Origin of the sequence: Micromonospora sp. NPDC005173 (genome assembly GCF_040608515.1) — a bacterium.
Classification (GTDB): domain Bacteria; phylum Actinomycetota; class Actinomycetes; order Mycobacteriales; family Micromonosporaceae; genus Micromonospora.
Genome location: NZ_JBEXIK010000042.1, coordinates 1 through 23111 on the forward strand (window position 1 = coordinate 1; position 23111 = coordinate 23111).

The 23111-nt window shown below is 72.7% G+C and carries 28 protein-coding genes and 1 pseudogene; 12 read left to right on the forward strand and 17 right to left on the reverse strand.

Translation table 11 applies throughout. The features are described from left to right. Positions 1–233 (forward strand): transposase (locus ABZV00_RS30175; protein WP_355612370.1); only part of this gene is annotated, 233 nt, incomplete at its 5' end. Positions 234–273: 40 nt separating this feature from the next. Here ABZV00_RS30175 and ABZV00_RS30180 read toward each other — a convergent pair. Further along, positions 274–705, reverse strand: coding sequence for a pyridoxamine 5'-phosphate oxidase family protein (locus ABZV00_RS30180; RefSeq protein WP_355612373.1), 432 nt, complete (start codon positions 703–705; stop codon positions 274–276). Positions 706–851: 146 nt separating this feature from the next. Then, a pseudogene (locus ABZV00_RS30185) lies at positions 852–938 on the reverse strand (VOC family protein); the annotation flags it as partial. Between the two features lie 239 nt (positions 939–1177). On the opposite strand from ABZV00_RS30185, the gene ABZV00_RS30190 reads away from it, so the two are divergent. Continuing rightward, positions 1178–1642 (forward strand): DUF1801 domain-containing protein, encoded by a 465-nt coding sequence (locus ABZV00_RS30190; RefSeq protein WP_355612376.1) that lies wholly within the window; start codon positions 1178–1180, stop codon positions 1640–1642. Positions 1643–1797: 155 nt separating this feature from the next. On the opposite strand, the gene ABZV00_RS30195 is transcribed toward ABZV00_RS30190, so the two are convergent. The 5 genes from ABZV00_RS30195 to ABZV00_RS30215 form a co-directional block, all read right to left on the reverse strand. Continuing rightward, positions 1798–2310, reverse strand: coding sequence for a GNAT family N-acetyltransferase (locus ABZV00_RS30195; protein WP_355612379.1), 513 nt, complete (start codon positions 2308–2310; stop codon positions 1798–1800). Next, on the reverse strand, positions 2307–2831 hold the full coding sequence (locus ABZV00_RS30200) for an N-acetyltransferase (protein WP_355612382.1): 525 nt from the start codon (positions 2829–2831) through the stop codon (positions 2307–2309). The genes ABZV00_RS30195 and ABZV00_RS30200 overlap by 4 nt, the downstream gene beginning before the upstream one ends. A 57-nt stretch (positions 2832–2888) precedes the next feature. Beyond that, a complete protein-coding gene (locus tag ABZV00_RS30205) occupies positions 2889–4463 on the reverse strand; it encodes an FMN-binding glutamate synthase family protein (protein WP_355612385.1) in 1575 nt (524 codons plus the stop codon). A gap of 61 nt (positions 4464–4524) precedes the next feature. Further along, positions 4525–4938, reverse strand: a complete 414-nt coding sequence (locus ABZV00_RS30210) for a VOC family protein (RefSeq protein WP_355612388.1) — start codon at positions 4936–4938, stop codon at positions 4525–4527. A gap of 135 nt (positions 4939–5073) precedes the next feature. After that, the gene (locus ABZV00_RS30215; RefSeq protein WP_355612391.1) at positions 5074–6204 is read right to left on the reverse strand and encodes an N-acetylmuramoyl-L-alanine amidase; all 1131 of its coding nucleotides are present in this window, start codon (positions 6202–6204) and stop codon (positions 5074–5076) included. A 187-nt stretch (positions 6205–6391) separates the two neighbouring features. On the opposite strand from ABZV00_RS30215, the gene ABZV00_RS30220 reads away from it, so the two are divergent. The 5 genes from ABZV00_RS30220 to ABZV00_RS30240 all read left to right on the forward strand — a co-directional run bounded on the left by ABZV00_RS30220 (position 6392) and on the right by ABZV00_RS30240 (position 10731). Then, positions 6392–6862 carry a DIP1984 family protein gene (locus tag ABZV00_RS30220; RefSeq protein WP_355612394.1) on the forward strand — a complete coding sequence of 157 codons (471 nt, stop codon included), beginning with the start codon at positions 6392–6394 and terminating at the stop codon, positions 6860–6862. Between the two features lie 361 nt (positions 6863–7223). After that, positions 7224–8102: an SPFH domain-containing protein gene (locus tag ABZV00_RS30225; RefSeq protein ID WP_355612397.1), complete on the forward strand. Its 879-nt coding sequence runs from the start codon at positions 7224–7226 to the stop codon at positions 8100–8102. Positions 8103–8180: 78 nt separating this feature from the next. After that, on the forward strand, positions 8181–9020 hold the full coding sequence (locus tag ABZV00_RS30230; RefSeq protein ID WP_355612400.1) for a hypothetical protein: 840 nt from the start codon (positions 8181–8183) through the stop codon (positions 9018–9020). Then, positions 9014–9148, forward strand: coding sequence for a hypothetical protein (locus ABZV00_RS30235; RefSeq protein WP_355612403.1), 135 nt, complete (start codon positions 9014–9016; stop codon positions 9146–9148). The genes ABZV00_RS30230 and ABZV00_RS30235 overlap by 7 nt, the downstream gene beginning before the upstream one ends. 209 nt (positions 9149–9357) lie before the next feature. Continuing rightward, positions 9358–10731 (forward strand): MFS transporter, encoded by a 1374-nt coding sequence (locus ABZV00_RS30240; protein WP_355612406.1) that lies wholly within the window; start codon positions 9358–9360, stop codon positions 10729–10731. 52 nt (positions 10732–10783) lie between these two features. Here the strand turns inward: ABZV00_RS30240 and ABZV00_RS30245 are convergent, their stop codons facing one another. The 4 genes from ABZV00_RS30245 to ABZV00_RS30260 all read right to left on the reverse strand — a co-directional run bounded on the left by ABZV00_RS30245 (position 10784) and on the right by ABZV00_RS30260 (position 13318). Further along, positions 10784–11170, reverse strand: a complete 387-nt coding sequence (locus ABZV00_RS30245; RefSeq protein ID WP_355612409.1) for a VOC family protein — start codon at positions 11168–11170, stop codon at positions 10784–10786. Then, positions 11167–11883, reverse strand: coding sequence for a hypothetical protein (locus ABZV00_RS30250; RefSeq protein WP_355612411.1), 717 nt, complete (start codon positions 11881–11883; stop codon positions 11167–11169). Before ABZV00_RS30250 ends, ABZV00_RS30245 begins: the two co-directional genes overlap by 4 nt. 200 nt (positions 11884–12083) lie before the next feature. Beyond that, positions 12084–12503: a YchJ family protein gene (locus ABZV00_RS30255; RefSeq protein WP_355612414.1), complete on the reverse strand. Its 420-nt coding sequence runs from the start codon at positions 12501–12503 to the stop codon at positions 12084–12086. A 47-nt stretch (positions 12504–12550) separates the two neighbouring features. Beyond that, positions 12551–13318 carry an SGNH/GDSL hydrolase family protein gene (locus ABZV00_RS30260; protein ID WP_328426670.1) on the reverse strand — a complete coding sequence of 256 codons (768 nt, stop codon included), beginning with the start codon at positions 13316–13318 and terminating at the stop codon, positions 12551–12553. 83 nt (positions 13319–13401) lie between these two features. Between ABZV00_RS30260 and ABZV00_RS30265 the strand changes: the two genes are divergently transcribed. Further along, positions 13402–14115 (forward strand): MBL fold metallo-hydrolase, encoded by a 714-nt coding sequence (locus tag ABZV00_RS30265; RefSeq protein ID WP_355612417.1) that lies wholly within the window; start codon positions 13402–13404, stop codon positions 14113–14115. A gap of 22 nt (positions 14116–14137) precedes the next feature. Here the strand turns inward: ABZV00_RS30265 and ABZV00_RS30270 are convergent, their stop codons facing one another. The 3 genes from ABZV00_RS30270 to ABZV00_RS30280 form a co-directional block, all read right to left on the reverse strand. Beyond that, positions 14138–15244, reverse strand: coding sequence for a magnesium and cobalt transport protein CorA (locus ABZV00_RS30270; protein ID WP_328417297.1), 1107 nt, complete (start codon positions 15242–15244; stop codon positions 14138–14140). Between the two features lie 110 nt (positions 15245–15354). After that, positions 15355–15966 (reverse strand): class F sortase, encoded by a 612-nt coding sequence (locus ABZV00_RS30275; protein WP_355612515.1) that lies wholly within the window; start codon positions 15964–15966, stop codon positions 15355–15357. An 89-nt stretch (positions 15967–16055) separates the two neighbouring features. Beyond that, the gene (locus ABZV00_RS30280) at positions 16056–16541 is read right to left on the reverse strand and encodes a hypothetical protein (RefSeq protein WP_328417293.1); all 486 of its coding nucleotides are present in this window, start codon (positions 16539–16541) and stop codon (positions 16056–16058) included. 374 nt (positions 16542–16915) lie between these two features. Between ABZV00_RS30280 and ABZV00_RS30285 the strand changes: the two genes are divergently transcribed. The 3 genes from ABZV00_RS30285 (at position 16916) to rnhA (ending at position 20074) form a co-directional block, all read left to right on the forward strand. Continuing rightward, positions 16916–18187 carry an MFS transporter gene (locus ABZV00_RS30285; protein ID WP_355612422.1) on the forward strand — a complete coding sequence of 424 codons (1272 nt, stop codon included), beginning with the start codon at positions 16916–16918 and terminating at the stop codon, positions 18185–18187. A gap of 60 nt (positions 18188–18247) precedes the next feature. Then, complete coding sequence (locus ABZV00_RS30290) at positions 18248–19513, forward strand: lycopene cyclase family protein (protein ID WP_355612425.1); 1266 nt, start codon at positions 18248–18250, stop codon at positions 19511–19513. 84 nt (positions 19514–19597) lie between these two features. Beyond that, a complete protein-coding gene (gene rnhA / locus ABZV00_RS30295) occupies positions 19598–20074 on the forward strand; it encodes a ribonuclease HI (RefSeq protein ID WP_355612428.1) in 477 nt (158 codons plus the stop codon). Positions 20075–20092: 18 nt separating this feature from the next. On the opposite strand, the gene ABZV00_RS30300 is transcribed toward rnhA, so the two are convergent. Both ABZV00_RS30300 and ABZV00_RS30305 read right to left on the reverse strand, forming a co-directional pair. Then, the gene (locus ABZV00_RS30300) at positions 20093–20329 is read right to left on the reverse strand and encodes a preprotein translocase YidC (protein WP_328417285.1); all 237 of its coding nucleotides are present in this window, start codon (positions 20327–20329) and stop codon (positions 20093–20095) included. Positions 20330–20368: 39 nt separating this feature from the next. After that, the gene (locus ABZV00_RS30305) at positions 20369–21589 is read right to left on the reverse strand and encodes an MFS transporter (RefSeq protein ID WP_355612431.1); all 1221 of its coding nucleotides are present in this window, start codon (positions 21587–21589) and stop codon (positions 20369–20371) included. A 5-nt stretch (positions 21590–21594) separates the two neighbouring features. Here ABZV00_RS30305 and ABZV00_RS30310 point away from each other — a divergent pair, with 5 nt between their 5' ends. Further along, positions 21595–22152, forward strand: a complete 558-nt coding sequence (locus tag ABZV00_RS30310; protein WP_355612433.1) for a MarR family winged helix-turn-helix transcriptional regulator — start codon at positions 21595–21597, stop codon at positions 22150–22152. On the opposite strand, the gene ABZV00_RS30315 is transcribed toward ABZV00_RS30310, so the two are convergent. After that, entirely contained in the window at positions 22149–23045 is an 897-nt protein-coding gene (locus tag ABZV00_RS30315) for a pentapeptide repeat-containing protein (RefSeq protein ID WP_355612436.1), read from the reverse strand. The two genes, ABZV00_RS30310 and ABZV00_RS30315, sit on opposite strands and share 4 nt — an antisense overlap. Positions 23046–23111: the final 66 nt, after the last annotated feature.

Genomic DNA, 23111 nt, shown 5'->3' on the forward strand with positions numbered 1-23111 from the left:
TCGGCATCGACGTCGAGGTCGTCGCCAAAGACCCGCACATCAAAGGATTCTCGGTGGTCAAACGCCGGTGGGTCGTCGAACGCACCCTCGGCTGGCTCATGCTGCACCGGCGCCTGGCCCGTGACTACGAAGCCCTACCCGGCAACTCCGCCAGCATGATCCAGATCGCGATGATCGACAACCTCACCAAACGGGTCACCGACGAAACCACCCCAACCTGGCGAGACATCTGAAGATCACATCACTCGCAAAATACCTGAATCAGACGCCCTCTCAGACCGAATAGCTGAGATCCTGAACGGTCATGGATTCAGCGGATATCCGTAGCCACACGGTCCCGCGGCTGTGCGGGTCGTCATAGAGATATCGATGGAACCTCTCATCCCAGCGGTTCTCGTCCGCACCGAGATAACGGGCGAGTTTGCGCCTACCGCGCGGAACGTCGAACGGCAGAAGTTCCCCGCGTCCACGGGCGATGACCTGCCTGACGACCCCGGTGACCAGGTCGCATTCGTCTACGATCAAGGCGAGGCTCGGATCGGCATGGACCCGGGTGAACAGCTTCGTCCACGGGCCGGTGAGGACCCAGAACGCATGGTCCTCCCACAGATACCAGACCGGTCGCACGGTCGGCCCGTTCGTTGCCACGCGGGCAACGAGGGGCCGGGCGAGGAAGGCATCCACGTCGAACGGGGTGCTGGCCATCGATTGCTCCTTTTGTCGCCTGCCGGAACGCCGGCCGCATGCGGTGGCCCTGCCGACAATTCCGACGTTTTCTCGCCGGTCAGAACTGCTGGTCCTTGGACTTCTCAGGGGTCGGTTGATCTGGCGGGAGAGTCGTGCGGGCTGGCTCACGCAGGTGCGCTGGTAACGCGGATGAGGTTGCCGGCGGGATCACGGAAGGCGTAGTCGCGGACTCCGTAGTCCTGGTCGCTCGGGGGCGCGCCGATCACGGAAATGTCACGCAACCGCTGGGTCTCCGCACGCCCGATACCCACACGCACCATCGTTCCACCTCGCACCTGCCGCTCGGGCGACAGGGCCGCGGGCCACGCGACGAGGTGTCTCCCAGGAGCACGGGGGGCCGCGCATCGATCAAGAATCGAGAAGCTCCGGCTTTCGCAGCACGGCTAACGTCACGATCACGTCCACCGATAGCGACCAGGAGAGCGACGCGATGAGCGCGAACAGCAATGCGAAGAGCAGGACAAGCACGGACGGTTTCTCCGAGGACGAACGCGCTGCCATGAAGGAACGTGCCGCGGAACTGAAGAAGGAGGCGAACCGCGGTCGTGGCAACAAGGCAGCCGCCGAGGCACTCGACGTGCTGTCGAAGATCGCGGAGATGGAGCCGTCGGACCGCGCCCTGGCCGAACGCATCCACGCCATCGTCACCACCAACGCCCCAGAGCTGTCGCCGAAGCTGTGGTACGGACAGCCGGCCTACGCCAGAAAAGGCAAGGTCGTGTGCTTCTTCCGTAGCGGGCTCGTGGACAAGGCGCCCTACTCAACCGTCAGCTTCACGTCCGACGCCAACCTCGCCGACGACAGCGGCCTGTGGCCCACTTCCTTCGCCTTGACCGAGCTCAGCGACGAAGCTGCAAAGACCATCACCACCCTCGTCAAGAGGGCCGTGAGCTGACGTACTGCGCGCCTTCGGGATGCAACTGAGCGCCGAGTTCGTGCAGGCGCCCAAGTAACGCTCACTCCGCATGGCGAACAACTACGGCTGCACGCACTCAAACATCTGACGCGCTCAGTCACAGCGACGGCGCGGCCAGGCGGTGTCGCGGTGCCCTAAGGCGACGGCGTCGCGTCGTGTGACAACGTGTAGTGGTGCATCGACACCGCGCTGCCGTCGGGGGCGGTCCACGATGCCGTGCTGGTGCCGGTGCACCGCCACCCGGTGCGCTCGTAGAGGGCGGCGGCCGCCGCGTCGCCGTCGGCCACCTCGAGCACCAGGTCCGTCCCGCGCTCGCCCGCCCACTGCCGGGTCCGGGCCAGCAGTGCGCTGCCGAGCGCCATGCCACGGGCGGCCGGCAGCACGAAGAGGCGAGCCACCTCGGCCGTCGGCCGAGCGAGCGGCACGTCCGCCCGGTCGGGCATCCGCTGCACCGCCACGTGCCCGACGACCGTCCCGCCGTCGTCGATGGCGACCCAGGCGCGCGCCGGGCGAGGCTCGCGCAGCCAGCGGTGCGGGTCGGCGGGCCAGTTCAGCGGGTACCGGTCGGCCTGGTGAACCAGAGCCAGCGCCGCGACGCATCCGTCGAGGTCGGTGGCGCGCCGACGCCGGATGAGCGGACGGCTCACAGCTCGTCGAACGGGGCGGCGTAGCGGAACTCGCCGCGGATCGACTCCCGCCAGGCGCCCAGCGGGCGGGCCTGGAAGTACTGCGGACCCCACGGCTGCGGCGGGGTGACGCCCAACTCGACGGCGGGCCGGAACCCGAACCGGGGGTAGTAGTCGGGGTGCCCGAGCAGCACCACCAGCGGCTCGTCCCGGGCGTCGGCCGCACCGAGCACCGCGTGCATCAGCGCCGTGCCGACCCCCCGCTGCTGCCAGCCAGGGAGCACGCCGAGCGGCCCCAGGCCGAGCGCCACCGGCTGACCGGCCACCAGACCGCGGGTGGCCACCACGTGCCCCACCACCTGTCCGTCGGGGTCGGTCGCCACCAGGGAGTACGCGGGCAGCCAGCCCTCGTCGGCGCGGAGCGCGTCGACCAGCGTCGCCTCGACCGGTACGCCACCGCCGGCGTCCGGCGCGGCGAAGGCGGCGGCGTGCACCGCGCGGATGGCCTCGACATCGGCGGGCGTCTCACGTCTGATCAGCACCGCGCCACGATACGGTGCCACCTGGCGCCGGTTCCACGCGTTATCGGCGGGCGCCGGTCAACCGACGGCGGTGGGGGAGGGCGGGGCGCTGCCGCCCTGCGGTGCCTCCGGGTTCATCAGCCGGACGATCTCCGCCCGGTCGGCCGGCGAGGGCAGCCCCCACTGCGGCCGGTAGCCGTACACCTTGTGCAGGGGGGTGGAGCCGGTGCGGCCGTCCAGGATCTCCACCGCGTCGGTGTCGATCAGGCCGGGGTGCTCCACGCCGCACGCCTCGGCCACCTTGGTCAGGTCCCGGCGCAGCGTCCGCAGGTAGTTGGCCGCCCGAACCGACTTGAGCGTGGGATCCAGGCCCCGGCTCAGCCACGCGTTCTGCGTCGCCACCCCGGTGGGGCAGGTGTCGGTGTGGCACTTCTGCGCCTGGATGCAGCCGATCGACAGCATCGCCTCCCGGCCCACGTTGACCAGGTCGCAGCCGAGCGCGAACGCGACGATGGCGTTGTCCGGCAGGCCGAGCTTGCCGCTGCCGACGAAGACCACCTGTTCGTGCAGGTCGTGCTCGGCGAAGACCTTGTAGACCCGGGAGAAGCCCTGCTGGAACGGGAGCGACACCGAGTCGGTGAAGATCAGGGGCGCGGCGCCGGTGCCGCCCTCGCCGCCGTCGATCGTCACGAAGTCGACGCCCCGGCCGGTGTCCCGCATCAGGGTCGCCAGGTCCTGCCAGAAGCCCAGGTCGCCGACCGCCGACTTGATGCCGACCGGCAGGCCGGTCTCGGCGGCCAGCAGCTCCACCCAGTCGAGAAGGCTGTCGCAGTCGGAGAACTCGGCGTGCCGGGACGGGCTGACGCAGTCCTGCCCGGCCGGGATGCCCCGGGTGGCGGCGATCTCGGCGGACACCTTCGCCCCGGGCAGCAGCCCGCCGAGGCTGGGCTTGGCGCCCTGAGTCAGTTTGATCTCCAGCGCTCGCACCGGCGCGCTGGCGACCAGGTCCTTCAGCCGGTCCAGGCTGAACCGGCCGTGCTCGTCCCGGCAGCCGAAGTACGCCGTGCCGAGCTGGAAGACCAGCTCACCGCCGTTGCGGTGGTACGGCGACAGGCCACCCTCGCCGGTGTTCTGCAAGCACCCGGCGAGCGCCGCGCCCCGGTTGAGTGCCGTGACGGCGTTGCCGGAGAGCGAGCCGAAGCTCATCCCGGAAATGTTGACCACCGACTCCGGTCGGAACGCGCGGGCCCGTCCCCGGGCCGCGCCGAGCACTTTGGCGCAGGGCAGCCGCACGTCGTGCCCGGCGGTCGGTGTCGACGGCGGCACGGCCCGGCCGAAGGTGCGGTGTTTGATGATCGGGTAGCCGGGGGTGTACTCGATGTCGTTGTCCGTGCCGAAGCCGAAGTAGTTGTTCTGCTGCTTCGCCGACGCGTACACCCAGCGGCGTTGGTCCCGGGTGAACGGCCGTTCCTCGTTGTTGCCGGCCACGATGTACTGCCGAAGCTCCGGCCCGATCGCTTCCAGCAGGTACCGGGCGCGCCCGAGCACCGGAAAATTGCGCAGCAGCGCGTGGTCGCGCTGGATCAGGTCCCGCGCGGCGAGCGCGGCGACAGCGGCGGCGACGGCAGGTACGGCTCGGCGGGCCCATCTCATGCCCCGCACTCTTTCCGCCCGGGTCGTCGGCCAAACCGGTCCACCGGCGAGGCCGCGCAGGTCAGGCCTGCGGCTGGACGATGTTGACCATCCAATCGATGCCGTACGGGTCGACACACTGGCCGTACTCGTCGCCCCACATCTGCTTCTCCATCGGCACGAGCACCGACCCGTTCGCGGAGAGTTGGTCCCAGTAGCCGCGCAGCTCGTCGGCGTTGTCACCGCTGAGGCTGATCGCGATGTTCCTGCCGGGCACGTGGTTCATCCCGGGCGCCGTGTCCGAGGCCATCAGCGTGAAGCCGCTGGGGGACTCCAACCGCGCGTGCATGATCTGGTCGGACAGGCCCGGCTCGGCCCTGCCGAACTCGCCGAAGGTGTTGATCGTCAGCTCGCCGCCGAACACGCGGTGGTAGAACTCCATCGCGCCGCGGGCGGTGCCGGGAAAGTTGAGGTACGGGTTGAGTCGCGTCTGCACAGCACCCTCCTTGGTCCTGGTCGGCGTCATCGTCGCAGACCGGTGGGGGGTGGACAACGAGGCGCGCCCACGTTTGCGCTGGTGTCGGGCCTGGTGGCGGCGTGGACGCGGTCCGCGCCGCCACCGTGCCGAGGATCAGCGGTGCCGGAACGACTGCCGGACCGTCCCGCCAACGACGGTGCACCAGGTGCTCGTGCTGAGCTTGCCGTTGCGAGGCAGCCCGTGCAGCGCCTGCAGGTCCTTCACCGCCGCTCGGGTGGCGTGGTCGTACGCCCCGGTGACGGTGACGGCGAACCCCTTGGTGGCGAGGATTTCCTGCACCGCGGTGACCGGCAGGCCGGTGGCGTGCTGGTTCAACTCGGGCACCAGGGTTTCCCAGGTCGGCGTGGTGAGGGTGGCGTCCACGTCCACCGGGATCCCGTTCCGGGCCTGCCAGTCCTGCACAGCCGTCACGGTGGCGGCGTCGAACGTGCCGCTGACCGTCACCGGGTAGCCGCGGAACGCGAGCAGGTACTGCACCACCCGGACCGACGGGGAGTTGACGAAGCGCCACAGGTCCGGCCAGCGGCGCGCCGGCACGTCGCCCAGGTCGGTGCCGAGGGCGGCGAACACCCGCTGGCGCAGTGCGGGGAACTGTCGGTAAAAGGCCGCGCCCGGGCACTGCGTGGTACGGAAGTCCCAGTGGCCGAAGATGTCGTGCGCGTGCAGCCCGTACTGCCGGCAGATGGAGACGCAGAGCTTCACCAGCGAGTCGGTCAGCGCCTGCGGTGGGGTCTCCGTGACGTAGGTGCCCTCGTTCTCGATCCCGATGGCCCGCCCGTTCTCGCCCGGGCAGTGCGCCGAGATCATCTGCCGGTCGCCGACCTCCAGCCGCTCCAGGCTGCCCCGACGGCCCTCCAGCACGTAGCCGCCCCGGCTGACGGTGAAGTGCTGGCCGGTGTCCGACCAGCCGTTGCCGTCCATGTGCAGGTCCTGGCAGTCGTGGGCCAGCTTGACCGCCTGCTCGCGGGAGTAGTCGGTGACGTTCGGGAAGGCCATGTGATGCACGATGATCTTGTTGGTGGCGATGGCGCTGACCGCCAGCGGATCCTTCGGCGGGCGGGCGTCCCACTCGTCGCAGCTGATGATCCAGTCCAGGTCGGTGCCGGGGGCGGCCTGCGCCGCGCCCGGGAGGGCGAGCTGACTCCCGACCACAGCAACTGTGGCGGCGCCGAGACCGGCGCGCAGCAGCGTCCGGCGATCCACTTCGGAATGGTCGACGTGCATGACATCTCCTCCTGCGGCCGACGGCGGGGGATGAAAAGTAACTCCAGTGGCCGCACGTGCTCTGGAGGATATTGCCAAATCTCACCCGCGCGCTAGACCTTGGTGAACCGGAGTCGACGGCGGGATAACCGGTCGGCCGGGAGATCAAAGTTCGGCTAATCTGGCCGCGCTGACTCGGGGGTGGAAGATGAAGCTTGGTGAGGCGTTGGCAGATCGCGCCGATGCGGTACGACGGGTGGAACAGCTGCGAACCCGGATCACCGGCAGCGCCCGGTACCAGGAGGGTGAGCTGCCGTCCGAGGACGCCGGGGCGCTCCTGATCGAGCTGGACGAGGTACTCGACGGGCTGGAGACGCTGATCCGGCGGATCAACCGGACCAACGCCACGGTCCCGGTCGGCGGCCTCGGCACGCTCACCGACGCGTTGGCGCGGCGGGACGTCCTGCGCCTGCGGCACGCCGCGATCACGAGCTCCGCCGACGCCGCCGCCGGCGGTGGGCGTGGCCAGTACGCCCGGCAGTTGCGCTCAGAGTTGAAGATGCTCGCCGCGCTGCCGGTCGCGGAGCTGCGGGGTCGCGCCGACCAACTGGCCCGGGAACTGCGCGAACTCGAGGTGCAGATCCAGCGTACTAACTGGGAGGCGGACCTGCTGGACTGACCGGCGGAGACGATGTGGAGCAGGTAGCCGTCGTGGAGGCGTGTACACACAGGGCCGGCTGCAAACCGGCACCCTCTCCTGGCGCGCGGAGGGCAGCGCGGGGTTCGACTCCCTGATCACGACGCAGCCCAGCACCAAGGACAGGTGACAGTGCAGCACGCACGACACATCACCACGTACAGATCCACGACGGCGAGGGTGGGCTCGGGGCACTCCACACCGCGGGACGGCCAGTCGCACACGACCAGATGAGGCCCAGCGCCTGGGCCATCCGGGCAGATCCCGAACGGCGGCATGGCCGGGGACGGAACGGGTACCCGGCGCTCCGGGGAGGTGGGCGCCTCCGGGGGAGCGGGATGTCATGGGAGCCGCCGTCGTTGGCCTGGTCATCGTCGTCGTGGTCGTGCTGCTGGCGTTGGCACTCAGCGTCCGGCAGGTGCAGCAGTACCAACGCGGCATCGTGTTCCGGTTCGGTCGGGTGCTGGAGCGGGTCCGCCAGCCGGGCCTGCAACTGATCGTCCCGATCGCCGACCGGATGGCGCGGGTCAGCCTGCAGACCACCGTGATCGGCGTACCGGCACAGGGCGCGATAACCCGGGACAACGTCACGCTCACCGTCGACGCGGTCGTCTACTACCGGGTGGTGGACCCGGTGAAGGCGCTGGTGAACGTGCACGACTATCCCTCGGCGGTGCTCCAGGTCGCGCAGACCGCGCTGCGTTCGGTGATCGGCCGGGCCGACCTGGACACCGTGCTGGGCGACCGGGAACGGGTCAACGCCGAGCTGAAGTCCGTCATCGACGCGCCCACCGAGAAGCCGTGGGGGCTGCTCATCGAGCGGGTGGAGGTCAAGGACGTCTCGCTGCCCGAAGGGATGAAACGGTCGATGTCCCGGCAGGCCGAGGCGGAACGGGAACGCCGGGCCCGGGTGATCGCCGCGGACGGCGAGTTCCAGGCGTCGCGGCGCCTGGCCGACGCGTCCCGGGCGATGGAGGCCACACCCGGCGCGTACCAGCTACGCCTGTTGCAGACCGTGGTGGACGTGGCGGCCGAGAAGAACAGCACCCTGGTCATGCCGTTCCCGGTCGAGCTGCTGCGCTTCTTCGACCAGATGGCACCACACGCGGCGGGGCCGGGCCAGCCGGTGACACCCGCGACGCCGGATCTGGGGCCGGTGACGGAGGGCGTTGCCGCCGCCGCCGAGGAAGGCGACGACCACCCCGGAGCGCCGCAGCGCTGAGCGGCCGGCGTTTCCGCGCGCGGCAGCGGGGGTAGGTCGGGACCGACCGTCCCGGCTGCCCCGCGTGGAGGAAACCCGATGAGTGACAACGTCAGCGATGCGGTGGGCGACGCCCTCCGCTCGGTGATGCTCTTTCTGCCCAAGGCCGTCGCCTTCCTGGCGATCCTGGTGGCGGGATGGCTGATCGCCAAGGCCGTACTGAAGATCGTGGAGAAGGTCCTGGAGCGGGTGGGCTTCGACCGCGCCGTCGAACGCGGCGGCATCCGCCGGGCACTGAGCCGCTCCCGGTACGACGCCAGCGACATCGTGGCGAAGGTCGTCTACTACGCGGTGCTGCTGCTCACCCTGCAGCTCGCCTTCGGCATCTGGGGACCGAACCCGATCTCCGACCTGATCGCCGCGGTGATCTCGTGGTTGCCCCGCGCCTTCGTCGCGATCGTCATCGTCGTGGTCGCCGCCGCCATCGCCAACGCCGTCAAGGACATCATCAGCGGCGCGCTCGGCGGCCTGTCCTACGGTCGGGTGCTGGCCGGCATCGCCTCGGTGTTCATCCTCGGCCTCGGCGTCATCGCCGCGCTGAACCAGATCGGCGTAGCCACCGCGGTCACCACCCCCGTGCTGATCGCCGTGCTGGCCACCGTCGGCGGCATCCTCGTCGTCGGGGTCGGCGGCGGCCTGATCCGTCCGATGCAGAGCCGCTGGGAGGCGTGGCTGACCCGCGCCGAGCAGGAGTCGCAGCTGATCGCCACGCACGCCCGGGCCTACCGGGCCGGCCGTCGGGACGCCGAGGCCAAGCTGGCCCGGCCGTCGGCCGTCGACACCGACCCGGAGGCCACCCAGGTGGTGCGTCCGTCCGCCGACCCGGAGGCCACCCAGGTGGTGCGTCCGCCCGCCGACCCGACGCCACCCAGGTGGTGAGCCCCGGCGTCGACGCCGACGCGACCCGGGTGGTGAGCGGCGGCGACCGCGTGGCGCCCGGCCAGCGCACCAGCGACGACATCGAGGCCACCACGGTCATCCCGCCGCTGGACCCGGACCGTCGCTGACACCGTGCGGGACAGCGGGGCGGGCTCCCTAGGGAGCCCGCCCCGCTTCGCGTCGTCGGGCACCCCGAAAACGCTGGCCGGCGCCGCGAACCAGGTCTAGCATCGCCGACATGACCTGGCGACATTGATCCAACGCCGTAGGCCGATCCCGTGGGCCACCACGGGCACCGCACGTCCGGTGTCCGTCTCCGCTCCCACGGGAAGGCCTCATGACCCACCTCGCCTCGCGCGTGCCCGACCCGGCGGTCCGCCGGCTCGCGGTCACCCTCTACGGGTACGCGTTCCTCAGTGACCTCGTCCTGCTCTACCCGCTGTACGCGCTGCTCTTCGCCGACACCGGGCTGTCGGTGGGGCAGGTCTCCTCGCTCTTCGTCATCTGGTCGGCTGCCGGCATCCTGTTCGAGGTGCCCTCCGGCGCCTGGGCCGACGCGGTGTCCCGCCGGCTGTTGCTGTGCCTCGCTCCGCTGGTGACGGCCGCTGGCTTCGCGCTCTGGGTGCTGGTTCCGTCGTACCCGGCGTTCGCGGTCGGGTTCCTGCTCTGGGGCGCGGGCGGGGCGTTGGCCTCCGGCGCACTGGAGGCGCTGGTGTGGACCGAGTTGGACCGGCTCGGCGCGGTCGGCCGGTACCCCCGGGTGCTCGGCCGGGCCCGGACAGCGGGTGTGCTGGGCGTACTGGTCACCGGAGTGCTCGCCGGCCCGGTGCTCGCCGCCGGCGGATACCCGGCGGTCGGTCTGGCCAGCGTGCTCGCCTGCCTGCTCGCCGCCGCCGTCGCCACCCGGTTCCCGGAGCACCGCACCCTCCCGACCGCGCCGCACGACCCTGCCTGGGTCGCGGCGCCGGTGGCCGCCGCCGCGGCCCGGGACCGCGACCCGGTGCCGACCGCGGCGGCACCGGCGGTCCAGCTCGTCGGTGCGGACAACGACGATGCCGACCTGGGTTGGCGGGACGCGCTGCGGGCCGGGTTGGCGCAGGTCCGTACACATCCGCCGGTGCGTGCCGCCGTGCTGCTGGTCGCGGTGGTGGCCGCCGACTGGGGCGCGCTGGACGAGTACACCCCGCTGCTGGCCCTGGACACCGGCGTCGGGGCGGAGGTCGTGCCGCTGCTGCTCCTGCTGCTCTGGGCGGGCGTCACCGCCGGAGGGTTGCTCGCCCCGGCGGGTGAGCGGCTGAGCGGCCGGGGCTACGCCGCCCTGCTGGGCGTGGTCGCCGTCACGCTGGGCGGGGGTGCCCTCATCGTGCACCCGGCCGGCTTCGTGCTGCTCGCCGTGGCGTTCGGGGCCGCGCAACTGGCCACCGTGCTGGCCGACGCGCGACTCCAGGCCCAGATCACCGGGAGCAGCCGCGCCACGGTCACCTCGCTGGCCGGGATGGCCACCGACGTGCTGATCATCGTGACCTACGTCGGCTACGGCCTGGTCGCCACAGCGGCCGGCAACGCGGTGGCGTTCGCGGTCACGGCTGGGCCGTACCTCATCGTGGCGCTGGTGCTGGTGGCCCGCCACCGACGGTCGCACGCCCGGCCCACCGCCGGGCGGGGCTCGTTCACGACCAACCCTCCGAGCGACAACGCCACGACCGTCTGACCGGCGGCGGCCTCCCCGGCGGCGGCCGGAGGGGCCGCCGCCGGGCCTTCGCTCAGCCGGCCAGATGCAGGAACGACCACTGGTGGCCGTCGATATCCCGGAAGCCGCGCATGTACATCGACCCGTTGGCCACTCCCGGCCCGACCGACACCCCGCCGGCCACCACCGCCCGGTCGACCAGTTCGTCGACCCGCTCCCGGCTCTGTGCCGACAGCCCCACGATGACCTCCCGGCTGGTTTCCGTGTTCGTAGCGGCGACCCCGGTGTACCCCTCGAAGGCCGAGCGCAGGTGCAGCATCAGCCGGGTGCCGTCGGAGACGGTGATCAGCACGTTGCCCCCCTCCAAGTTCTCCTGCTCGCTGGTGAAGCCGAGCGCCCGGTAGAACTCGGCGGCAGTGGTCAGGTCGCGCACCGGCAGGTTGATGAACGTCATGGTCATCGGTGGTCTCCGTCCGACTCCAGCAGTACCTTCAACGCGGCGAGCCGCTCCCGCCAGTACACCTTCAGCTCCGCGGCCTGCTCGGCCCCCGTCAGCTTCTCGTGCGAGACGCTGACCCGGGCCTTCGACTCGCCGACCGCCTCGAAGCCGACCACGATCCGGGTGGGACCACCGGCCCAGTCGGCCCGGAAGCTGCGGGGCGTGGTGGCGGTGCGGAGGCGCACCTCGGCGTCGGGCAGCCAACGGGCGCGTGCCGTCTCGTCGGCGAACGCCCCGAACAGCCGCAGTACCGGCACCGCCACCGTCCGGCTGGCGTTGGCCGAGAAGCCACCCCCGCGTTGCTGACCGGGCGCGCGCAGGCCGCGTTCCTGCTCGTACCCGACCGTGATGCTCTGTGCCCACCAGCCCGGTACCTCGTGCTCGACGACCAGTTGGCGGGCGATCTCGGTGTGCGTCCGCTCGGTGGCGCCCGCGGCGTCGAGCAGGGCGAACCACTCCGCCCAGCCGCGGCCGGTCCGCGCGTGGATCAGGTCGTCGGCGATCCGCTCGGTCTGCGCCGCGGCGGGTGCCGGAGACGGCGACACGTCCGGTGCCGGCGCGACGGTGGGTGCGGCGGTCCGATTGATCAGGTGCCGGCGGGCGGTGGTGTAGCTCTCGCCGGTCTTCTCCATCCGGGCTCGGACCCGGGTCTTGAACGATCTCTGGTTGGTCATCACATGCTCCCGGTCAACGGCACGGTCACCGGGACTCACGCTCCCGTCGACCCCGCCGGAGTGGGGCATGTGGCACCACGTCCCGAGGGCTCAGGCCCCCTTTGCCTCCGCATGGCCGGCGGCGTGAGCGCCGGGAGGGAGGTGCGGCGCAGGACTACGCCGACGTCATCCTACGCGCGAACCGGTCGTCGGCGCAGCCGTCATGGCTGTTCGCCGTCGAGGTAGACCCACCGGCCGTCCTCGCGGACGAACCGGCTGCGTTCGGTCAGCGTGCCCGGCCGACCCGCGTCCCGGTAGTGCGCGTGGAACGTCACGGTGCCGGCGGTGTCGAGCAGGCCGCCCCGCTCGGTCTCGACGATCTCGAGCCGGGTCCACCGCTGCCCGGGCTCCAGCTCCAGCCGCGCCGGGCGGGTCGAGGAGTGCCAGCTACGCAGCAGGTAGTCGGCGTCGCCGAGGGCGAAGGCGCTGAACCGGGAGCGCATCAGCGCCTCGGCGGTCGGCGCATGCGCCACGCCGCCGTGCACCTCGGCACAGCAGTCGGCGTACACCCGGCCGGAGCCGCACGGGCAGGCCCGTCCCGTCGTCGCGTCCGCCCGCCGACGCCCCGCACCCTTACCCACGCCGCCATCCTGCCGCACCGCCAACCGGCCCCGGACGCCGACCGTCGCTACTCCAGCGGCACGGGCAGCGGCACCGGCCGCTTCGCGACCCGGTCGTCGCCGGACGACCGTCCGCGGAGGTGCCGAACCAGCCAGGGCAGCAGGTGCCGGCGGGTCCAGGCCAGCTCGGCGCCGAGCACCTCACCGCGGCGCCGCCGTGACACCGGCGGCAACGGCTGCGTCCAGGAGTCGTCGAACCCGGGCAGACCCGCCGTGTACGCCAGCGCGGCGGCGATCCGCGCGTGGCCGGCGCTGTTGGCGTGCAGCCGGTCGTCGCTCCACAGCCGGGGATCGGAGGAGACCGGGTGCGCGCCCAGGTCGAGCAGGGTGGCACCGGTCTGCGTGGTGACCACCCGCAGTGCCGCGTTGAGCGCCAGCATCCGGCCTCGCAGCGGCCGGGCCAGCGGCATCACCGGTGCCGGGTCCGGCATGGTGAAGGTCAGCACGGTGGCGCCCTGCCCCACCAGCGCCCGCTGCATCTCCGCGACGTGCTCGGCGACCTGCTCCGCGTCGAAGGAGGGGCGCAGCACGTCGTTCATGCCGGCGACCACGGTGGCCAGGTCGGGGGCCAGGTCGAGGGCGGGCTGGAGCTGCTCGGCGCGGATCCGGGCGGTGGTCCGGCCACGGATGGCCAGGTTCGCGTACTCCAGGCCGCCCTGCGCGCGGGCCACCGCCAGGGCGAACCGATCGGCCCAGCCCCGGTAGCCGCCGGCGCCGTCCGGATCGTCGAGCCCTTCGGTGGTGCTGTCGCCGATCGCCACGTACCGCTGCCACATCACCCGGGCGACGTTAGCCGCCCGCCCCGCACCGGTGTACCGCTGGGGCAGGGATGGTTGACGGTCGATCCTAGACTCGCGACATGTCGCGATCTCCGGCCGTGCCGCTCGCCCCGAACGTCTGGCGCATCCCCACCCTGGGCCGCGCGGCTGTCAACTCGTACGCCTTCGTGAGCGACGACGGCAGCGTCACGCTGATCGACTGCGGGCTGACCCGGGCGCCCGCCCGGATCGTGCGCGGGCTGGCGGCGATCGGCAAGGTGCCGGCGGACGTCACCCGGATTGTGCTGACCCACGCGCATCCCGATCACGCAGGCGGGGCGGCGGAGTTGGCCCGCCGCACCGGTGCCCCAGTCGCCGCGCACGCGGCCGACGTGCCGTACGCCGAGGCGGGCCGCAAACCGGTCAACGACCCGGCGGTGACCGGCGGCCGGTTCTTCGCCCGGGTCGACGGGGGCCGGTTCCCCGCCGTCGAGGTGGCGCAGCCGCTGGTCGACGGCGATCTGATCGACGTCGGTGGCGGACTGCGGGTGGTGCACACTCCCGGGCACTCCCCGGGGCACGTGTCGCTGCTGCACGAGCCGACCCGGTTGCTGATAACCGGGGACGCGCTGTTCAACGTGCTCGGGGTCCGCTGGCCGGTGAAGTGGCTGTGCAACGACTTCCGGCTGACCCAGCAGACCGCGCACGTCCTCGGCGAGCTGGATTACGACATCGCCGCCTTCACCCACGGCCCCGAACTGACCGACAGTCCCCGCGACCGGATCCGCAGCTTCCTCCTCTCCCAGCCCCACTGACCCGTCCCGCGCCCCCGGCGGGTCAGAGCCAGCCGGAGCGGCGGAACAGGCGGTACAGGCCGAGGGCAGCCAACGCCATCAGGGCGAGTGCGCCAGCGTAGCCGTAGCGCCAGGTCAGCTCCGGCATGTGCGAGAAGTTCATGCCATAGACGCCGGCGATGCCGGTCTGGGCGGCCGCGATGGCCGCCCACGCGGCGATCTTGCGCATGTCGTTGTTCTGCTCCACGGCGAGCTGCGCCAGTCGGGACTGGACGATCGAGGTGAGCAGGTCGTCGTACGCGGCCACCCGATCCACCGCCCGGCTCAGCCGGCCGTCCACGTCGACGAACCAGCGGTGCAGGGCGCGCGGCGGCCCGTCGTTGCCCGGGTCGAGCAGCGTGCGCATCGGCGCCTGCAACGGCAGCACCGCCCGCTTGAACTCCACCACCTCGCGCTTGAGCTGATAGATGTGCTGGATGTCGACGGAGCGGTCGCGGGCGAACACCGACTCCTCGACCCGTTCCAGGTCCCGCTCCACGTGCCCGGCCACCTCGAGGTAGGAGTCGACCATCCGGGCGCAGACCGCGTACGCCACCGCCCACGGCCCCGCGGCCAGCAGCGCGGGGCGGCGCTCGATGTCGGCGCGGACGCTGCGCAGCGCCCCGGCGGCGCCGTGCCGCACGGTGAGGGCGAACCGGTCACCGAGCAGCACCATCACGTCCCCGGTGTCGATCACCTCGGAGGTGTCGGTCAGCTCGGCGTGCTCCACGTACCCGGCGGTGCGGAGCACCAGCAGGGTGACCGGCCCGTGCCGCTGCACGGTGGGCCGGTGCCCGTCGGCGAGCGCCTGCTCGACGGTCAGTTCGTCGAGGCCGAAGGTCCGGCCCACCGCGGCGAGCACCGCCGGGCCCGGCTCGTGCAGCCCCAGCCAGACGAAGGCGTCGCGGCCGTGTCGGGCGCGTGCGTACGCGTCGGCGTAGTGCGGACGGCCGGGTTCGCGCCGGCCGTTGACGTAGACGGCGCAGTCGACCACGGCATCCGGGTTGGACCGGCGTGCCGTGGGGGAGTCGGTCTCGACCCGACCGAGCAGTCGACGGGCCAGGGCGCGTACGCCAAGGCCGGCTCGGTCCCGTACCGGTCGCTGATCCACCGCGTGCCTCCCCGCCGCCGGCGCACCGCCCCGATCGAGGTGCCCGGAGGGGATGGTGCCACCGCATTCTGCCGAGCGGGGTCCGGCTCCCGACAGGCGGGCCGGCGGTCTCAGGCCGTGCGGGTGGCGAAGACGACGACGTTGTCCACGTAGTTGCCGGTCCCGGCGTCGAACCGGCCGCCGCAGGTGATCAGTCGCAGCCCGGCGGTGTCCGCCGGACCGTAGACCAGGCCGCTGGGAAAGCGGTCCTTGGGGTACGCGCGGACATCATCCACAGTGAACGTGGTCACCCGGGCGTCGGCGCGGGTGACCTGGATCTGCTGGCCGGCGCGTAGCCGACCGAGGTCGAAGAAGACCGCCGGACCGGCCGGGGAGTCGACGTGCCCGACCAAAACCGCGTTGCCGGTCTCACCGGGGCTGACCCCGTGTCGGTACCAGCCGGCGACGCTGGGCCGGTCCAGTGGCGGCACCTCCAGCACCCCGGCGGCGTCCGCGCCGACCGGGACGACCTCGGCGCGGACGTCGATGGCCGGGATCTGCACCCGGACCGGCGCGGCGCGGGGCAGTGGCGCCAGGTCCGGTGCGGGGTGGGTGCGCGTCGGCGCGTCGGCCGGTGGTCGTGGTGGTCGTGCCGGGTCGGCGGTGAGGCCGACGGCGATCAGCCCCAGCCCGGTCACGCCGAGCAGCGCGACCACCGCCGGAAGGGTCCGCCGCCACCACACCGTGCGCACCTCCGTACGGGATCGTCGGGGTGCCCGCGCCGGTGTCACCGGCACGGGCACCCGTCCTCAGGGATGGAGCGGGTCGCCGGTCAGGCGACGGCGGACACCGGACGGCGTCGGCGAAGCAGGATGACCGCGCCCGCGACGGCGGTGCCGAGCAGCGTGCCACCGGCGGCGAGAGTGCCGTTGTCGCGGCTGTCTCCGCCGGAGCCGGCCGGGGCACCGCCGATCGGGGTGACGGTGAACGTGGCGCTGCCGGCTGAGCTGCCGTCGCCGCAGGTCGCCGCCACCGTGTACGTGCCCAGGGTGAAGCCGGCGGTGAAGAGTTCGGCGCTGAGCCCACCGCCGGCCGCGGCCGTGGTCGACCGGACATTCTGGTCGCGGTTGGGGCCGGTGACACGGAAGAGGGCGTCACCCGACTTCGGGTTGCAGGTCGTCGCGGTGAGCACGACGGTCCCGCCGACCGGCGTGGTGGCTGGTGACACCGTGGTGTCGGCCAGTGCGGCGCCCGGCAGCAGGAGCGTGCCGAGGCCTACGCCGAGCGCCGCCGAACAGAGTGCTGTTGAGACCTTCATACGCGTCTTCCCTCACATTTCGTCCGCTGACTGCGTGGGACGTCGTTCGGGTGGCCATCTCCGTGACTAGCACCGGTGTGACCAACACTAGGTGCGTTGGGTCCTCGATCCGGTGAAAATGAGAAATCCTCGTTGCCGTCACGTGTCCACCCGAAGACGGGGAGAGCTGCGGAAACGCCCCGACGGGCCGACCGGCACCGGTGACCCGGTCGATGTCCGTCCGGCCGGGCTGTCACGGCTGGGTCGATGGCGAGGTATTGCCGGCGCCGACGGGATTGCCCCCACCCGGCCAGCGGCGTTGCGCGTCAGCCGCCGTTCTGCCGACGGACAAATCGAGGAGGAGAACGGGAGAGCCGCTGGTAGGTTCCGTGCCCGTGACACAGGACAGGGTTGCCGGACTGGGGACACGGTTCGCGCGGCTCTGGGCGGCGAGCACGCTCTCCGCCCTGGGCAGCGGCCTGGCCACCGTCGCCGCGCCGCTGTTCGTCGCGTCGCGTACCGACGACCCGCTCGTGGTGGCCGCCGCATCCGCGGTGGCCTGGCTGCCCTGGTTGCTCTTCGCCCTGCCCGGCGGCGTGCTGGTGGACCGGATGGACCGGCGCCGCCTGATGATCATCATCGACCTGGTCCGGGTGGTGGCGCTGGCCGTGCTGGCCGCGGCGATCATGACCGACCGGGCCGGGGTGGCGCTGCTGTACGTGGTGCTGTTCGTGGTCAACACCGGTGAGATCGTGTTCCGTTCGGCCAGCCAGGCCATGCTGCCGACCGTGGTGCCCCGGCACCGGCTGGAGCGCGCCAACGGCTGGCTCGGCGGCGGCACCACCCTCATGAACGGCATGCTCGCCGGACCGCTGGGTGGTTTCCTGTTCGCCCTCTCGGCGGGCAGCCCGTTCCTGGTCAACGCCGTCACGTACGCCCTCAGCGCGGTCCTGGTGGCGCTGATCGGGGGCGACTTCCGGGCCGCCGCCACCGACGCGAACACCCGGCGGACCCGTTCGATGCGCCGGGAGATCGTGGAAGGACTGCGCTGGCTGGCCCACCAGCGCTTGCTGCGGACGATGGCCGTGCTGATCGGCCTGCTCAACGTGACCCTGACCGCCGCACTGGCGGTGCTGGTGCTGCTCGCCGACGAGCGGCTGCGGCTCGGGTCGGTCGGCTACGGGCTGCTGTTCACCTGCATGGCCTGCGGCGGGGTGCTCGGCGCGCTCCTCGGCGACCGGCTCATCGCCTGGACCAGCGCCACCTGGACGATCCGGATCGGTCTGGTGATCGAGGCGGGGCTGCACCTGGCGCTGGCCGCGTCGCGCAGCACGATCGTGGTCGGGTTCGCGCTCTTCGCCTTCGGCGTGCACAGCGCACTGTGGAACATCGTGGCGAACTCGTTGCGCCAACGGCTCACCCCACCGGAGTTGCAGGGTCGGGTGGCGAGCACCACGCTCTTCGTGGCGGCGGGTGGCAACTGCGTGGGCGCGCTGCTCGGCGGCCTGCTCGCCGCCCGGTTCGGCATCACCGCGCCGTACTGGGTCGGGCTCGTGGTGGCGATCGGCGTCTCCGCCGCCACCTGGCGGGTCTTCAACCGCGCGGCGGTGGCCCGCGCCTACGCCGATCCGCCCCCAACCGCCCCCGAGCCCGCCCGGGCGGCCTGACCACGCGTCGCGTCGGGTGGTGGCGCGTGACGCCGGCAGGTGGTGTGGCAGCGTGATGCGGTGACCGAATCCGCGCCGCTCGACGTCGACCTCGCGCTGCTCGGCGGCGGCGGCGCCGCGTCGCTGCTGCTCGCCGCGCTGGACCGGCACGGCGTCCGCGACCTGCGGATCGCGGTCGTCGACCCGGTGCGCCGACGCGGGCAGGACCGCACCTGGGCGTTCTGGGGCCACCCGGACAGCGACCTGGACCCGCTGCTCAGCGCGAGCTGGCAGCAGGTCGAGGTGGCCACGCCGGCGCGGCGTCGGGTGCTGGACCTGACCCCGCTGCGGTACGCCATGCTCCGCTCCGGCCCGGTCTACGACCGGGCGGCCGAGGCCGAGCGCCGGCTCGGCGCGACCCGGATCGTCGCCCCCGCCGAGAGCGTGGCCGACGACGGCGCCCAGGTGGTGGTGCGCACCGGCGGTGGGCCCACGGTGCGCGCCGGTTGGGTGTTGGACTCCCGCCCCCGCCCACCGGCACGACCCGGGCGGACCACCTGGTTGCAGCACTTCCGGGGGTGGTGGCTGGAGGCGGACCGGCCGACGTTCGATCCGGCGCGGGCGGTGCTGATGGACTTCCGCACCCCGCAGCCAGCCCGGGGCGTCTCCTTCGGCTACGTGTTGCCGGTGAGCGACCGCTACGCCCTGGTCGAGTACACCGAGTTCTCGCCGGGGCTGCTCACCGACGCCGGGTACGACACGGCGCTGGCCGGCTACCGCGACCTGCTCGGGCTGGACCCGGCCCGGCTGCGGGTGCGCGAGGTGGAGAACGGGGTGATCCCGATGACCGACGCCCCGTTTCCGGCCCGGCCCTCGACCCGGGTCGTCCGCCTCGGCACGGCCGGCGGCGCGACCCGCCCGTCCACCGGCTTCACCTTCTCCGCCATGTACCGCCAGGCCGACCAGGTGGCCCGCGCCCTCGCCGCCGGCCAGCCGCCGGTGCCCGCGCCGGCCTACCCGCGCCGGCACCGCTGGATGGACTCGGTCGCGCTGCGCGCGCTCGACCGGGGCGGGGTCGGTGGTCCCGAGTTCTTCGACCGGCTCTTCGACCGCAACCCTGCCGAGCGGGTGCTGCGCTTCCTCGACGGCGTCACCAGCCCCGCCGAGGAGGTCGCGGTGATGAACTCGACCCGGCTGCTACCGATGATCGCCGCCACCGCCGGCGACGCGGTGCACCGGGTCCGCGACCGGCTGCGCCCGACCCGACCCGCGCCGAGCATCCCGGCCGCCGTCGTCGGCACCCCGCCGTCCGGCGCCGCACCGGACGCCGGCCCCCTGCCCGGCTGACCCGCCGGGAATCAGCGGTCCCAGCCCGGCGCGGCGGTCACCCGAGCGCGGGGTACGGCGTCGCCGCCCGGTAGGTTGCCGGGCATGGTGGACGCGGTGGACGGCAGGGGCGTGCAGATCTGGACCGACGGGGCGTGCAGCGGCAACCCCGGGCCGGGCGGCTGGGGCGCGCTGCTGCGCTACGGCGACCATGAGCGGGAGCTGTGCGGCGGCGAGGCCACCCCGACCACCAACAACCGGATGGAGCTGATGGCGGCCATCCAGGCGCTGGAAAGCCTGAACCGGCCGGTCGTTGTGGAGCTGCACACCGACAGCACGTACGTCCGCAACGGCATCACCAGCTGGCTGGCGTCCTGGAAGCGCAACGGCTGGCTGACCGCCGCGAAGCAGCCGGTGAAGAACGCCGACCTGTGGCAGCGCCTGGAGGCGGCCTGCGAGCGGCACCAGGTCACCTGGCTGTGGGTCAAGGGGCACAACGGGCACCCCGAGAACGAGCGGGCCGACGGGCTGGCCAACAAGGGTATGACCGAGGCGCGCGCGGCCGCGCTGGCCAGTCGCTGATCCCGCGCCGAGACCGCCTCAGCGGGTCGCGTCCGGATGTCCGGGCATGCTCGACCCGCCGCCGCTGCTGCCGGAGGAGCCGCCGGTCATGCCCGAGTTGTTGTCCTCGGTGACGATGTCCGGTGGCACGTCGGTGTCGTCCGGCGGCGGGACCTTGGTGTCCGCCTCGACCTGCACCAACGGCACCTGGCCGGCCTCGTCCTCGGCATGTGCCGGGTCCGCCGGCAGCTCACCGTCACGCTTTCGGTAGCCCACGCCGTGCCCCCCGTCGGTGCCGTTCCGCGTCGGCGGTGGCTACCCGGCGTCGTCGCGGACGAAACCTCGCCCCGCCGCAGCCACCGGTTCCGTGGCCGCGGTGGCTTCCGGCGGCGCTTCCGGCAGGCGCAGGGTCCGTCGGCGGGTCAGCGCGATGGCCGAGGCGAGCACCAGCGCTGCGGACACCACCAGGAAGCCCGGGGTGTTGCCGAAGTGGTCGGTGATCGCCCCGCTGGTGGCTGAGCCGACGGCGAGACCGATTTGCCCGGCCGTCTGCAACCAGCCGTACGCCTCGGCAAGCTGGGGTGCCGGGGTGGACCGGGCCAGGAGCTCGTCGGTGACGGCGAGGAAGGGTGCCAGCGCCAGCCCGAAGACCGCCAGCGCGACGGCCATCTGCGGCACGGTCCGGGGTAGCAGCAGCGCCAGCGAGGTCACGGCCAACGTGCCCACCAGCGCCAGGTACGCGCCGCCTGGGCTGCCGGGTCGACCCCTGCGGGCCAGCAGCAGGCCGCCGGCCAGGCTGCCCACAGACCAGACGGTGACCAGCAGTCCGGCCTGGTCCGGGTGCCCAACCGTGGTGGCGAAGGCGGGGACCAGCACCCACATACCACCGATGGCGGCCATGTAGCCGACGTGCGTGCTCAGCATGGTGCGACGGGTTGCCCGGCCGGAGGTCGTGGGACGGCTTTCGGCGGACCGGTCGTCGACGGCGCGGTAGGGCACCACGGCGGCGGTGCCGACCAGCCCGGCGGTGCCGATCGCGGCGAAGGTCAGCAGCGCCCCGGCCGGACCGCTGACCAGCAGGCTCAGCGTCACCGCAAGCGGCCCGCCCACGTAGAGCACCTCCTGCCCGACCGCGTTGACGGCGTACGCACGGCTCAGCGCGGGGGAGGGGACCATCCGGGCGAGCTGTGCGCGCCCGCTGCCGAGGACCGGCGGCGTGCTCAGCCCGGCAGCGGTGGCCAGCGCCACGAACGCCACCGGGTTCGTGGCCACCGCCAACCCGAGCAGGGTGACCAGGTGGACGGCGCCGGTGGTCAGCAGCACCGGCCGGTTGCCGAGCCGGCCCAGCAGCCGGCCGACCAGTGGCGCGGTGACCGCCAGCCCGATGCCGCAGCCGGCGCTGGCCACACCGGCGGTGGCGAAGCTGCCGGTGTTCTCGTGACCGAGCAGCACGACAAGCAGTTGCCGCATCGCGACCGGTAGCTGCGCCACGGTCATCAACACGATGAGCAGCGACGCCCGCCGGGGTAAATTCATGACTTATGAATCTAGCCGAGGATGGCTCGGCCAACCTGCTCGGCGCACTCGCCCTGCTCGTCGGCTCCCGAATGCGCGCGTCGGTCAGTTCGTCGGTCGGGGCCGGAGGTGCGCTCGCGGAGGCGCTCGTCGTCGTCAAGGACCAGCCGGGTGCGACCGCCGAGTGGCTGGGTCAGGTACTGGGGCTCAGCCAGCCCGGTGCCGCGCACCTGGTCCGTCGACTGCGTGAGCAGGGTTGGGTGGAGCGGCGGGCCGGCGCCGACGCGCGCAGCCGGGCGCTGCACCTCACACCGGAGGGTGCGAGGGCGGCCGACCGCGTCCTGCAGGCCCGAGACCAGGCGCTGAACGCGCTGCTCGCCCCCTTGCCCGCCGAACAACGCCACCAACTCGCCGACATCGCCCGTGCCCTGTTGCGCGACGAGGTGACCGACGCCCGCAGCCTGGCTCACCTCTGCCGACTCTGCGACCGCACCCGATGCCCGCAGTGCCCGGTCGACGCCGGCTTCCGCGAGCGGAGCGGCGACCGAGGTGTACCCCCGGGCGCGACGCGTACCGATCGTTAGCGGCGTCGACCGCGCCGGGCGGGGGCCGCGGCCCGGGATGGCCGGCGGACCGGGGTGAGCGCCAGCGCCGACCAGTGCGCCGGCCGGGTGAGCGTCGCCGGCAGCGCGGTGCGCGCGTCACCCCGCGCCGCGTCCAGCTGGGCCTGGTGCAGGAAGAGAGTGGCCCGCAGGTCCGCGCCGCGTAGATCCGCCCCGCGCAGGTCGGCGCCGGTGACGTCGGCCAGCCCCAGGTCGACCCCGCGCAGGTCGGCGCCGATCAACAGCGCACCGCGCAGGTTGGCCCGGCGCAGGTCGACCCCGCGCAGGTCCGCCCCGAGCAACTGGGCGCCCCGGCGGTCCGGGCCGGCCACGCCGCCTCGGGCGCGGGCCGCGTCGCCGGCTCGGGACAGCAGCGGGTTGACCCGCTCCCGGTGCGCCGCCACGTCCACGGCGCGCAACTGCGCCGGGTCGCCACCGGTGAGCGCCGCCGTCTCGGCGCGGGCGCGGTCCAGCTCGGCGCGCAGCTCGGCCGGTGGGCGCAGCGCCAACGCCTCGGTGAGGTACCAGAGCAGCTCGTGCAGCGGACGAAGCACGGTGAACGCCGCAGCCATCGCCGGCAGCGTCTCGGGCGCGTCCCGCCAGTCCCGCCCACCGAAGGTCACCTGGGCGACCTGTTGGCCGGCGCCGAAGCAGTCGAAGACCGTGCAGCCCGGGAACCCTCGCTCCCGCAGCTCGGTGTGGATGCCGCAGCGGTGGTCCGGGCGCAGGTTCGGGCAGGCCTGCCCGGCCGGCTTGTCGATGGCGAAATCCGCCGACGCGGCGAAGGCGGGCACCACGCAGCACAACCCGAAGCAGCGCTCACAGTCGGCGCTCAGCTGCGCCGGCCCGGGCGGGGGAGCGGGGCTGTGCGACACGCGGACGGTCCTCCTGGCGATCGGCACGGCGGTGAGCCGTGGCCACCATTGTCCTGCGTACCCCCG

What these genes read in the sequence shown, in the direction of transcription:
- ABZV00_RS30180 (WP_355612373.1), bottom strand. Translation starts at nt 705, where the DNA reads ATGGCCAGCACCCCGTTCGACGTGGATGCCTTCCTCGCCCGGCCCCTC.
- ABZV00_RS30190 (WP_355612376.1), top strand. Translation starts at nt 1,178, where the DNA reads ATGAGCGCGAACAGCAATGCGAAGAGCAGGACAAGCACGGACGGTTTC.
- ABZV00_RS30205 (WP_355612385.1), bottom strand. Translation starts at nt 4,463, where the DNA reads ATGAGATGGGCCCGCCGAGCCGTACCTGCCGTCGCCGCCGCTGTCGCC.
- ABZV00_RS30215 (WP_355612391.1), bottom strand. Translation starts at nt 6,204, where the DNA reads ATGCACGTCGACCATTCCGAAGTGGATCGCCGGACGCTGCTGCGCGCC.
- ABZV00_RS30220 (WP_355612394.1), top strand. Translation starts at nt 6,392, where the DNA reads ATGAAGCTTGGTGAGGCGTTGGCAGATCGCGCCGATGCGGTACGACGG.
- ABZV00_RS30225 (WP_355612397.1), top strand. Translation starts at nt 7,224, where the DNA reads ATGGGAGCCGCCGTCGTTGGCCTGGTCATCGTCGTCGTGGTCGTGCTG.
- ABZV00_RS30230 (WP_355612400.1), top strand. Translation starts at nt 8,181, where the DNA reads ATGAGTGACAACGTCAGCGATGCGGTGGGCGACGCCCTCCGCTCGGTG.
- ABZV00_RS30240 (WP_355612406.1), top strand. Translation starts at nt 9,358, where the DNA reads ATGACCCACCTCGCCTCGCGCGTGCCCGACCCGGCGGTCCGCCGGCTC.
- ABZV00_RS30245 (WP_355612409.1), bottom strand. Translation starts at nt 11,170, where the DNA reads ATGACCATGACGTTCATCAACCTGCCGGTGCGCGACCTGACCACTGCC.
- ABZV00_RS30250 (WP_355612411.1), bottom strand. Translation starts at nt 11,883, where the DNA reads ATGACCAACCAGAGATCGTTCAAGACCCGGGTCCGAGCCCGGATGGAG.
- ABZV00_RS30260 (WP_328426670.1), bottom strand. Translation starts at nt 13,318, where the DNA reads ATGTGGCAGCGGTACGTGGCGATCGGCGACAGCACCACCGAAGGGCTC.
- ABZV00_RS30265 (WP_355612417.1), top strand. Translation starts at nt 13,402, where the DNA reads ATGTCGCGATCTCCGGCCGTGCCGCTCGCCCCGAACGTCTGGCGCATC.
- ABZV00_RS30280 (WP_328417293.1), bottom strand. Translation starts at nt 16,541, where the DNA reads ATGAAGGTCTCAACAGCACTCTGTTCGGCGGCGCTCGGCGTAGGCCTC.
- rnhA (WP_355612428.1), top strand. Translation starts at nt 19,598, where the DNA reads ATGGTGGACGCGGTGGACGGCAGGGGCGTGCAGATCTGGACCGACGGG.
- ABZV00_RS30305 (WP_355612431.1), bottom strand. Translation starts at nt 21,589, where the DNA reads ATGAATTTACCCCGGCGGGCGTCGCTGCTCATCGTGTTGATGACCGTG.
- ABZV00_RS30310 (WP_355612433.1), top strand. Translation starts at nt 21,595, where the DNA reads ATGAATCTAGCCGAGGATGGCTCGGCCAACCTGCTCGGCGCACTCGCC.